The sequence below is a fragment of the Microvirga calopogonii genome (genome assembly GCF_003347665.1).
GTDB lineage: Bacteria > Pseudomonadota > Alphaproteobacteria > Rhizobiales > Beijerinckiaceae > Microvirga > Microvirga calopogonii.
In genome coordinates this window covers 294,658-305,727 of the sequence record NZ_QDGA01000002.1, presented here as the reverse complement: position 1 = coordinate 305,727, position 11,070 = coordinate 294,658, and the positions used below count along the sequence as shown (strand labels likewise).

Annotated in this window: 12 protein-coding genes; 5 read left to right on the top strand and 7 right to left on the bottom strand. The window is 62.6% G+C overall.

Annotation, left to right across the window (positions count from 1 at the left end; genetic code table 11):
* Positions 1–27: 27 nt before the first annotated feature.
* On the bottom strand, positions 28–1,005 hold the full coding sequence (locus DDF70_RS03985) for an ABC transporter substrate-binding protein (RefSeq protein WP_114943556.1): 978 nt from the start codon (positions 1,003–1,005) through the stop codon (positions 28–30).
* Positions 1,006–1,084: 79 nt separating this feature from the next.
* The gene (gene aldA / locus DDF70_RS03980) at positions 1,085–2,557 is read right to left on the bottom strand and encodes an aldehyde dehydrogenase (RefSeq protein WP_114943555.1); all 1,473 of its coding nucleotides are present in this window, start codon (positions 2,555–2,557) and stop codon (positions 1,085–1,087) included.
* A gap of 347 nt (positions 2,558–2,904) precedes the next feature.
* Here aldA and DDF70_RS03975 point away from each other — a divergent pair, with 347 nt between their 5' ends.
* The 4 genes from DDF70_RS03975 to DDF70_RS03960 all read left to right on the top strand — a co-directional run bounded on the left by DDF70_RS03975 (position 2,905) and on the right by DDF70_RS03960 (position 8,373).
* Positions 2,905–3,666, top strand: a complete 762-nt coding sequence (locus DDF70_RS03975; protein WP_114943554.1) for an FCD domain-containing protein — start codon at positions 2,905–2,907, stop codon at positions 3,664–3,666.
* A 293-nt stretch (positions 3,667–3,959) separates the two neighbouring features.
* Positions 3,960–5,165 (top strand): HlyD family secretion protein, encoded by a 1,206-nt coding sequence (locus DDF70_RS03970; protein WP_114943553.1) that lies wholly within the window; start codon positions 3,960–3,962, stop codon positions 5,163–5,165.
* Positions 5,166–7,139, top strand: a complete 1,974-nt coding sequence (locus tag DDF70_RS03965; protein WP_114943552.1) for a glycosyltransferase family 2 protein — start codon at positions 5,166–5,168, stop codon at positions 7,137–7,139.
* A gap of 115 nt (positions 7,140–7,254) precedes the next feature.
* Entirely contained in the window at positions 7,255–8,373 is a 1,119-nt protein-coding gene (locus DDF70_RS03960) for a cache domain-containing protein (RefSeq protein WP_114943551.1), read from the top strand.
* Between the two features lie 154 nt (positions 8,374–8,527).
* Here DDF70_RS03960 and rpsU read toward each other — a convergent pair whose 3' ends face one another.
* The 5 genes from rpsU to DDF70_RS03935 form a co-directional block, all read right to left on the bottom strand.
* The gene (rpsU, locus tag DDF70_RS03955; RefSeq protein WP_114943550.1) at positions 8,528–8,830 is read right to left on the bottom strand and encodes a 30S ribosomal protein S21; all 303 of its coding nucleotides are present in this window, start codon (positions 8,828–8,830) and stop codon (positions 8,528–8,530) included.
* Positions 8,831–8,910: 80 nt separating this feature from the next.
* Positions 8,911–9,105 (bottom strand): hypothetical protein, encoded by a 195-nt coding sequence (locus tag DDF70_RS03950; RefSeq protein WP_114943549.1) that lies wholly within the window; start codon positions 9,103–9,105, stop codon positions 8,911–8,913.
* Positions 9,106–9,148: 43 nt separating this feature from the next.
* A complete protein-coding gene (locus tag DDF70_RS03945) occupies positions 9,149–9,496 on the bottom strand; it encodes a DUF6481 family protein (RefSeq protein ID WP_114943548.1) in 348 nt (115 codons plus the stop codon).
* 45 nt (positions 9,497–9,541) lie between these two features.
* A complete protein-coding gene (locus tag DDF70_RS03940; RefSeq protein WP_114943547.1) occupies positions 9,542–9,763 on the bottom strand; it encodes a hypothetical protein in 222 nt (73 codons plus the stop codon).
* A gap of 83 nt (positions 9,764–9,846) precedes the next feature.
* Positions 9,847–10,056: a cold-shock protein gene (locus DDF70_RS03935; protein ID WP_114943546.1), complete on the bottom strand. Its 210-nt coding sequence runs from the start codon at positions 10,054–10,056 to the stop codon at positions 9,847–9,849.
* 533 nt (positions 10,057–10,589) lie between these two features.
* Here DDF70_RS03935 and DDF70_RS03930 point away from each other — a divergent pair.
* The gene (locus DDF70_RS03930; RefSeq protein WP_114943545.1) at positions 10,590–10,769 is read left to right on the top strand and encodes a hypothetical protein; all 180 of its coding nucleotides are present in this window, start codon (positions 10,590–10,592) and stop codon (positions 10,767–10,769) included.
* The last annotated feature ends 301 nt before the right edge of the window (positions 10,770–11,070 follow it).

Genomic DNA, 11,070 nt, shown 5'->3' with positions numbered 1-11,070 from the left:
CCGCATCGGCAGGCAGCGCCTTGGCGTTTAGTATGCGTCGCCGATGAGCTGGGCCGCGTTCGACTTGTCGAAGAAGCGGTCGGTGTTCACCACCCAGGGCTGGATCTGCTCGCCCTTGGCATAGCGTGCCAGCGTCTCGAAGGCCTTCGGACCGAACTTGGGATTGCACTCGACGGTCGCCAGCATCTTGCCGTCGACGATGGCCTGCAGGGCGTCGCGCGTGCCGTCGACGGAAACCACGATCACGTCCTTGCCCGGCTTCTTGCCGGCGGCCTCGAGAGCCGCGATCGCACCAATGGCCATCTCGTCGTTGTGCGCATAGATGGCCGTCGCGTCGGGATGGGCCTGCAGCAGCGTCTCGGCGACCTGACGGCCCTTGTCGCGGGCGAAGTCGCCGGACTGGGACGCCACGATCTTCATGCCGGGATGGGACTTGATGTAATCCTCGAAGCCCTTGCGACGGTCGTTGGCCGGCGATGAACCCGTGGTGCCCTCGAGCTGAATGATCGTGGCCTTACCGTCCACGGCTTTGGTCAGGGCCTCGGCCGCGCGCTTGCCTTCGTCAACGAAGTCGGAGCCGATGAAGGTGACGTAGTCACGACCCGCCTTGGCGAGGCTCTGGTCCACGTTGCGGTCGAGCAGGATCACCGGAATGCCCGCCTTCTTGGCTGCCATGACGGCAGGAATGAGCGGCTTCTCCTCGCGCGGAGCCAGGAAGATCAGGTCGACGCCCTGGGCGATCATCGAGTTGACGTCTGCGACCTGCTTGGCCGCCGAGCCGGCAGCATCCGTATAGACGAGCTGGTGTCCGAGCTTCGCGGCCTCGGCCTTCATGCTCTCGGTCTGGGCGATGCGCCAGGGGTTGTTCGACTCGGTCTGCGCGAAGCCGACCTTGTACTTGTCCTTCTGCTTTAGTTTCGGCAACTCCTGCGCCGACACGCCGCCGAGTCCGAGACCAAGGGCGGCCACACCGGTGGCGAGTGCAAGGAAAGTTCTTCTCAGCATCGTTTTCCTCCATGATGATTCTTGCCCCTCTGTCGGGGTTCTTTCGCGTATTGCCGCAGCCCTTCAGGCCTGCGGGACGTCACCAACGGACATACGTAGTCTGCTTGCGCAGGTAGCCGTCGAAACCGTATTTGCCGTCCTCGCCGCCCAGGCCCGAGTGCTTCCAGCCCGTGTGAAAGCCTTGGACGAGTTCCCCGCAGGGGCGGTTGACGTAGAGCTCACCGAACGAAAGCCCGCGGGACAGGCGCATGACCCGGCGCAGATCGTTGGTGTAGACATAGGCCGACAGGCCGTAGCTCGTGTCGTTGGCGAAGCTCAGCGCCTGCTCGAAGCTGTCGACCGTCATCACAGGCGCCACAGGGCCGAAAATCTCCCGCTGCATCACCGGCGCGCGGTTGCTGTGGACCCGAAGGACGGTCGGTTCGAACCAGTGCCCGCGGGCGAACTCGCCTTCCGTCAGTCGGTGTCCGCCGGCGAGCACCTCGGCGCCCGCCGCCATTGCCTCGTTGACGATCTCCTCGACCTTGTCGACCTCGGGCCGGTTCACCTTCGGTCCCATGTCGGGGTTCGTCATGGGATCGGCGAGCCTCAGAGCCTTCACCCGCGCAACGAACTTGTCGAGAAAGGGCTCGGCAATGGCCCTGTGCAGATACATGCGCTCGTTGCAGGTGCAGATCTGCCCGCAATTCGTGAAGCGCGAGATGATCGCGGCCTCGACGGCCGCGTCGACATCGGCATCCTCCAGGACGATGAAGGGCGCCTTGCCGCCCAATTCCAGCCGGACGACCTTCAGGTCATGCGCGCCTGCCGCATAGATCTCCCGTCCCGCACGGACGCTCCCCGTCATGGTGATGAGGTCGCTCAGGGGCGACCGTACGAGGGCATCGCCGACGGTGCGCCCGTCGCCGGTGACCACGTTGAGCACGCCTTTCGGCAGGCCGACCTCGTGGGCAAGACGGGCGATCTCGATGGCCGACAGGGGGGTGGATTCATGGCCCTTCACGACGATGGTGTTACCCGCGACAAGGGCAGGGCCGATCTTGCGTGCCGCGAGAGCCGCCGGGTAGTTCCAGGCCGTCAGGCCGACGACCACACCGAAGGGCACGCGGCGGATCCAGACATCCTCGTTCGGATGGTCGGACGGCAGAAGATCGCCTTCGATGCGCCGCGCGTTCTCTGCCGCATAGGTGAGAAACGTCACGACGGCGTCGATCTCACCCTCGGCTTGGTTCAGAGGCTTTCCCTGTTCGAGCACCACGATGCGGGCAAGATGCGCCTTCTCCCGTTTCACCGCTGCCGCGAGGTCGGAAACGTAGCCCGCGCGCACGATGGGCGGGAGCGCCGCCCAGGCGGGCTGGGCACGCTTGGCTGCCTCAAGGGCCGCCGTCACGTCGTTCACGCAGCCGACGGGAACGGTCGCGAAAACCGATTCGTTGGCTGGATTTTCCACCTCAAGACGGCCAGGGGCCTGACCATCGGTCCAGCCTCCATCGATATACATCTGGTAGTGAGTCACGCTGTCCGCGTGACGCGTCAGGGTTGGAGCTGTCATCGCAGGCTCCCGTCAAAAAAGGCTCCCTGAAGGGGAGCGGGAGAGCCTGGCTCGTTCATGCCTGCAAATGGCGTCACTCGTGTTTCCTCCGAGCTTGCTCAGGCTGAGCAACGTCAAACCAGTCGTCGGTTTCCGATCTGTTTGGTATGACCGAAGCCAGGATGAACAGGGTAATACTGGCTGTCAAGCGAGTAGTATTGTGCCCCAGTTACCGGCTGATCCCAGTGAGCTCCCTTTTGTCGTGCCGCGGACTGGCATTTGGTCCGACCATATGTTAGCCGGTTCGGAGAAGGGCCTTCTCGTTCGCAGGGCTTGGCGACATGCGTGATCCGATGAGGGGAATAGTCATGAGCAATGGGATGGAGCTGCTCGGCAAGGATCCCGCGGGACGTCGATCGGACGCGGTCGCGCAGGACCTCATGCGGATGATTCAATCCGGCGATCTTCAGGAGGGCGATCGTCTGCCGGCCGAACGGGAGCTGATGCAGCGTTATGGCGTGAGCCGGTCGGCGGTCAGGGAAGCCATCGTGTCGCTGGCCAATAATGGGCTTGTCGTGACCCGCTTGGGACATCGTCCCATCGTGAGCAAGCCAGATTACGGGATAGCACTCGACAAGGTCGGCAATCTCGTCGGGCACCTCGTGGTGGACCGCAACGGGGTCTGGAACCTGTTCGAGAGCCGCATCTTCTTCGAATCGGCGCTGGCACGCTGGGCGGCCAGCCATGCGCGGCGTGACGATATCGAAGAGCTTCGAGCCGCACTGGAAGCCAATCGGCAGGCGATCGGCAACTCGTCTCAGTTCGACGAAACCGACGCTGCCTTCCATGCCGTCCTCTATCGTATTCCAGGAAACCCGATCTATCCGGCCGTGCACAAGGCCTATGTGGAATGGCTCGTCCAGCACTGGCGTTCCATGAAGCGCGGAGCCGATATCGACCAGATGAACTATGCAGGGCACGAAGCCATCTTCGATGCCATTGCGGCGCGCGATCCGGACAGCGCCGAGGAGGCGCTGCGTCGCCATCTCGTCGCGGCATGGGAGTTCGTGCGATCAACCTTTCCCAATGGAAAGCAAATACGCGGTCAACGACCAACTGGTGATGCTTGATCATCCCAGCCGCGTGAGACGGACCGGCTCAGTCGTGGTGACGCTGCCGTGAGAGCATGGCGTATGGTACGTCCCCGCTTCAAGAAAAAAGACTGCGCAATAAAATGAAGGGATCAAATATAGAGGCTTTCTCAAACATCTCTTTCGAGGTAATCCAATGGAAACCAACTGCCAGGTTAAGACTTATGTCTTTGCCTGCTTCCTAGTCTGATAACGGGTTGCGTCTTGGTCGGAGCTAGGGGCAATGGTCAGTGTCGCCTCTTCCGTCTCAGGTCCCGATCGAGCTCTAACCTATGAAATTCGTTCGTATCCTCTTGGGGTTACTCCTGCTCCTCGGGGGGCTTTATGTCGTCGTCGGTGAGTACCTTTCGGGAACCAGCGCCGATGCTACGATCAATGCCCGCACGACCGTGCTCCGGGCGCCCATCCAGGGACTGGCCGAATTCACCGTGCGCAGCATCGGCGCCCGGGTTTCGCCCGAAGAGGCGGTGGTGCGCATCACCGACAATCAGTTCGACGATGCCCGCCTGATCGACCTGGAGCGAACCCGTTCCACCCTCGAGGCGGATCTCACCCGGCTCCGGGCCCAGACCTCGGCGGTAGACGAGGCCCGCAAGGTCCTGGACGCCCAAGCCAAGAGCTATCAGGAAGGGCGGGTCCGTCAGATCCGATCCCGCATCGCCGAGGCGCAGACTGCCGTGAATTCCGCAGAGGCGCGCTTCCGCGAGGCGGACAGCGCCCTGGACCGGACCAAGGACCTGAATTCCCGCGGCGTCCAGACCGCCATCACACTGGATCGTGCCCAGGCTCAGTACGACGTTGCGAAACAGGATATCGCCAGCGCCCGGGAGCGCATCACCTATCTCAATGCGGAACTCTCCTCGGCCCAGAACGGGGTCTTCATTGGAGACTCGTACAACGATGCGCCGTTCTCGATTCAACGCATCCGGGAGTTCGACCTCCGGCTGGCCGAGCTCAAGGCGGAGGCCGACAATGTCAGCAGCCGCCTGAATCTGGTCTCGACGCAGATCGCGGCCGAGCGCGTCCGGGTCAACCGCCTGACCTCGGCGGAGCTCTCGGTGCAGAACCCGGGCATCGTCTGGAACTTCCTTGCCAGCAGCGGCGAGCACGTCAACCAGGGGCAGGATCTCGTCCGCTTCGTGGACTGCTCCGCCGTCATGGTCACGGCCAGCGTGAGCGAGCGGGTCTATTCCACGCTCCGCGTCGGCACGCCGGCCCAGTTCCGATTGATCGGCGACGACCGGGTCATGCAGGGAACCATCACGCGCCTCGGCGGATCGGGGGCCGCCGGCCTCTACAGTACGCTCGCCATCGGTCCGAGCCCTGAACACCTGACCCGTTTCGACGTGGCCTTGAGCATTCCCGAGCTTGCCGGCGATCCGGACCTCTCGTGCGCCGTCGGCCGCACGGGCCGGGTGGTGTTCATCGACGGGCCGCTCGCCGGCATCCGGCAGAGGCTGACGGATCTCGGCCTCTAGATGCTCGTCCTCGACCAATCCCTGTCGAGCCTCGCTGGTCTGGCCATCGTGATCGGCCTTGCCCTGCTGCTGCCGCTGGCCACGCAGAAAAGCACCTGGATCCGCGTCCTGCTGCTCGGCCTGACGACCGTGTTGGGCTGGCGCTACATGATCTGGCGGATCACCGAGACGGTTCCGCCGGCGGTCGATGGGCTCACCATCGACGTCATCGTCGGATGGGCGTTCGTGGCGATCGAAGCCCTGGCTCTCCTGTCCTCGACCACCGCCTATCTGTTCCTGACCCGGCGGAAGGACCGGCATGAGGAGGCGGACCGGAACATCGCCTGGTGGGGGAGCACTGCGCCGCGCGTCGACCTCTACATTGCCACCTACAACGAGGAACTGGAGGTTCTCGAACGCACGCTCGCCGGCGCGCAGGCGAGCGACTATCCGAACCTGCGCATCTTCGTGCTCGACGACGGGCGCCGGGAATGGCTGACCGAGGTCTGCCGCCGCTATGGCGCCGAGCACAGGACGCGGCCCACCAACGAGCACGCGAAGGCAGGCAACATCAACTACACGCTGACGCAGCGCCTGAAGGACGAGGACGCCCCCGATTTCGTCGCCGTCCTCGACGCGGATTTCGTGCCGCACCGCAATTTCGTACGCCGGGTCGTCGCCCTGTTCCACGATCCGAAGGTCGGCCTTGTCCAGACGCCGCAGCACTTCTTCAATCCCGATCCGATCCAGCACAACCTCTACATCGCCTCTGCCTATCCGGATGAGCAGCGCTTCTTCTTCGAACATCTGGAGCCTGCCCGCGATGCGTGGGGCATCGCGGTATGCTGCGGAACGTCCTCGATGGTGCGCGTCTCGGCGCTGCGCGAGATCGGCGGCCTGCCGACGCAGAGCGTCACGGAAGACTTTCTCCTGACCATCCGCCTCGACAGCCACGGCTACAGGACGGTCTACCTGAACGAAGCGCTGACCGAAGGCCTCGCCCCGGAAGGGCTGCATGAATACGTCGTGCAGCGCGGACGTTGGTGCCTGGGCATGATGGAGATCGTGCGCAACGTCTACAATCCCTTCGGCACCAACGGACTGCGCTTCATGCAGCGCCTGAGCCTCGTCGACTCGGCGATGTTCTGGATGACGACGTTTCCATTCCGCCTCATCGCCCTCATCGGCCCGTTGCTCTACTGGTACTTCGGCATCATCGTCGTGAACGCCTCGCTGACGGATGTCGTCTCGTACTATCTTCCGTACTACGCGGCCGTTCTGATCACGCTCAACTGGATCTCGAATGGCATGATCTGGCCTGTGCTCAATGACGTATCCCAGCTCATTGCCGCATGGCCCATCACACGCGCCGCGGCAATGGGCCTGCTGACCAAGGGGCCGCATAAGTTCCGCGTCACGGCAAAGGGCGGCGACCGGACGAAGACCATCGTACAATGGCCGATGATGAAGCCGTTCGCGATCCTCTTCGGCCTCACCGTTCTGGGAATTCTCATGCCCTTGATCTTCCCGGATCACTTCAGCCACGTGTTCAAGGCCGGAGATGGGATCAGGATCATTCTGTTCTGGACGATCTACAACCTGATCGTGCTCGCCATCACGATGCTGGTCTGCGTCGAGCGGCCTCGCGTCAACCGGCCGCAGCGCGAGTCCGTGGAACTGGCCACGATGGCCGTCGGGTCGCAAAGACTTCCCTCCTGGGTGCTCGAGCTCGGGATCGATCATGCCCGTGTCCGCGGTTTGGCCGGTCTATCGGTGGGCGCGCTGGGGACGATTGCGCTGGCGGATGTGGGCGATGTCGCCATCCGCGTAACGAGCGAAACGAACGACGGCTATCGCCTGTCCCTGCGTCCGACCCCGGAACAGCGCGACGGTATCCTGCGCAAACTGCACACGGCGGATGCGCGGCCAGGAGTCGGACGGGGCGACCTTCCCGAGATGATCAGAGGCTGGATGCGTGGCCTGGCGTCGCGCTAGAGCATCGAACGCAAAAGCGGAAACCAGTTTTACTTGAAAAGATGCGGCAAGGCAAAGAAGAGAGCCGTTTCACGCAAGGGAAGCAGCTCTAGGCACAAGACAGGGGAGCGCACGAATGCGCATTGGAATCAGAACACTCGTCTTCGTCGTCGGCGCCTTGCTGATGCTCGTGCCGGCCATCGTGGCCGGTTCGATGTTCACGAATGCGATGCAGCGCCGGGCCGAGGTCGCCAACAGCGCGCGCCTGCGGGTTCTCGGCGAGATCGTTGCCGACCAGCTCGGGCGGCGCATGCACGAGCTTTGGCAGGACGTGGACGGAATGGCGCGTGCCATGCGTCTGGACAACCCCGAGGAAGTCCGCCGGCAGTTCACCCTGCTGAGCCAGGTGGATCGGCGTTATACCTGGATCGGCGTAGCCGATGTGCAGGGAAAGGTCATCGCCGCCTCGAAGGGCATGCTGGAGGGGGCGAGCGTCGCCGAGAGGCCGTGGTTCCGTCGGGGTCTCGGCGGCCCGGCCGCCGTCGACGTTCACGAGGCGGTTCTTCTGGCGAAACTTCTCCCCGCCACGCCGGAGCCGCGTCGCTTCGTGGATTTCTCTGCCCCGGTCAGGAATGAACAAGGCGCCGTGATCGGCGTCATCGGAGCGCATTTTGACTGGAACATGGTCCGGGACATCATCCAGGCCGTGAGGGGACAGGGAGTCGATGCCCTCCTCGTCTCCCGCGATCGCACTGTTCTCTCGGGACCGCAGGAGCTCAAGGAAACCACCTTGTCCGAAGGATCGGCCATTGCCGCCAGCCAGGGCACATCGATCTCGCTTCGTGAAAGATGGCAGGACGGCAAGGACTACATGACGGCCGTCATTCCCTCGATCCGGTTCAAAGACATGCCCAGTTTCGGCTGGAGCCTCATCGTACGCGCGGATTTGAACACGGTTCTCGATCCCACGCGCGCCATTTCGCAGGCCTTCTGGATGATGCTCGGCGCCGGCGCGCTGGTCGGTCTCATCCTGCTGTACCTGTTCTCCGCATGGCTCGCCAAACCGCTTCGTCGGCTTGTGGCAACGGCGGAGGTGCTTGCCAGCGGCCGCACGGACCAGCCGCCGCATGACGAGACCCGCTACGAGGAGGCTGCGCGCCTGAGTGCCGCTCTCGTGCGGCTTCAGACGTTCTCCGTCCGGCCCTATCAACCGTCCTTTGCCGCAAAGGACAAGTCGTCGGCAGCCGCACCCTGATATGCGAGCCGAGCGGCGGACGGGTTCTTAGGGACTATCTCTGTAGGCTCCCGGACGAAGATTGCCGGGTCGCCTCGATCATGGCGAATACAGGAGCGCCAGGTTGATAAGGCGCCGCCTGCTAGCAGCAAGCAGGTCTTCGTTTCTGCTTCCGCTAGACCTTCGTCTCCGCCGTCTCGGCGCGGGGGCTCGTATTGACAGCCGCAACGGGTTTGCGCGGTCCGGCGAAGCGGGGCTTCGGCTTGGGCGCTGCAATCAATCCTTCCCGGATCGCCTGCTTGCGGGCCAGCTTGCGGCTTCGGCGGACGGCTTCGGCTTTCTCACGGGTCTTGCGTTCAGACGGCTTCTCGTAAGACTTGCGCGCCTTCATCTCGCGAAAGATGCCTTCGCGCTGCATCTTCTTTTTGAGAACCCTTAGAGCCTGATCGACATTGTTGTCGCGTACTAGAACTTGCAAAGGATGTCCATTCTCGATTCGTGGGTTGCATTCCGCCACCGCGTGGCGTGGTGGGTCGACGAAGAAGCGATCCTGAAACGTTAGGTGCCGCGGATCTCGCTCTCGCGGACGGCTCTCTCGATCGCTCCTGACTTGATCCGGTACGAAACTTCTCCGGTCTGGTCAGCCGGCATGAGCCGCGTAACCTCGTAGATGCTGGCCGCACCGGCCCGGGAATCAGAAAAGCCCGGTTGGGCCAGGCGAACCATCTGTCGAACCTTGAACTTATGAGCCATCGATCAGTCTCCTCGCAGCGGTGATGGTCGGGGTGAGACGTCGTTACTTTCGCGCCTTGCGGGCGGCGTAGCGAGCATCGCGGGCAGCCTTGCGCTCCGCCTCGTGTCGAGCATCGCTCGCTTCCTTTTCGGCTGCGGCGCGTCGTTCCTGCACGGCTTGATCGGCCGCCTGAGCTTCACGCGCCATGGCGAGACGGGTCTCCTCGGCCAGACGGTTGGCTTCCCGTTCGGCGACGCGAGCGTCGCGTGCCGCGGTCACGGCAGCACGCGCGGCACGCCGTTCTGAAACTGCCGGGTCGTCCGGACCGGGCCGCTGGTGGAACTTCGCCAGCATGGCCTGCTTCGCGCTTTGCGAAACCTGGAGTCGCTCGCCGAAATCTTTTTGCTTCATGTCACCTGTCAATCTTATCAAATCCGTCCAACTCGTCCGAAATCCCTATCGGACACGCCGAATGCTGGTGATGGTGCCTTCAGGGAGGGTTCCCTGTTCCTGGCGGGCGCGTGCCGTCAATTCGACGGAGCGTGCATTGGCAGCCTTTTCCAGATCATCGATCCAGAGATAGGCGCGGCGCGCATCATCGTAATCGACGACGAACATCACCGATTTGGCGGGAGTTTTTCGAAACGTATACATCGCTTCAGCACCCAGTTTGGCCATTGGATCATGGCGTGGGAAAGAAAAAGCCGCTCCGCCGGGGAGCGGCTTCGTGGGCAGCACTCATGTCGTGCGCCGTATCATGCTCAGTCCGCCTGAATGTTGTTGACGGCGACCTTGCCGGAGCGGCGGTCTTCGGCGGTGTCGAAGGAGACCTTCTGGCCTTCGCGCAGACCGCGGATGCCGGCGCGCTCGAGCGCGGTGGCGTGGACGAACACGTCCTTGCTGCCATCGTCCGGCTGGATGAAGCCGAAGCCTTTTTGATCGTTGTAGAATTTCACGGTGCCCGAAATCATGGGAATGTCCTTGGATAGGCTTGTTATGCACGTGAGCCAGGGGCGTGCAGCCGCACGCCCGCACACTCGGGTTCGTCGATGTTTGGGAAGAGGGTCTGAACGTGCGCCTGGAAGGCCAAGGCGGAACGGCCCGATTGTCCGGCCAAATGTCGATGCTCTCTATCTAAGCACCACTTGCGGCGAATACAAGGCGCATCGACAAAGTCGTTGTCCAGATTAGCTCTGTCTATACCCCGGAATCTAAGGATTCAGGCAGGTTTTGGTGAAAGTCGGGAGCGGTCGAGCAGTGCTTCTTCGGCGGTTCTCATCTGGCATTTTCATCATTATTTCTATTCTATCTTGCAATTGACTGGAAAATAGTCCATATTGGTCCTATCCAACCGATATGTTCGGCCTGCTCTCTGAAGCTCATGATTGAGCGCCGAGCCCGCTTTCCGCACCTTTGAAGTTTGATCGCCGCGTGCAGCTCACGCGGCGGATCCGTCGTTTTGCTCCGCATTCGATCCCATCAACATCAACAACAGCGGCACGGCATGAAGCTGAAGCCGCTCAAGGACCCTATGTACACGAAATCTCATACGAAGCCCGCCAAGACGCTGTCTCAGCCCTTGCCGAAGAAGCAGCCGCACAAGTCCCTCTCCACTTGGCAGCCACAGCAGACCACACTCACCCGTGAAGAAATCCGGGCCATCATTCTCGAGCAGATCGGCTAAAGCATCGGCCCAAATGTGGGCCGATGCTCCAATCCCTGAAGAGCGCATTGTTCGAGCGGAAAACCTGGTAAACTGTTCGCTGGGCTCGGCCTTTTAGTTCCGGACGACGCGCCTGATCTGTGCGGCCCATCAGACCCTGTCGAGGCCACCCGCGCTGAGGCCCGGCCGGTGGCCGGTCTGCCATCGTGTTCCCTGCCCCAGACCTGCGATAACATTCCCATGAACGCCCTGCGAGATCCGATGCATTTCGCGAGCCCGTCGGAGCGCGGAACCAAACCGGCTGCGGCCTGTTAACCCTTGT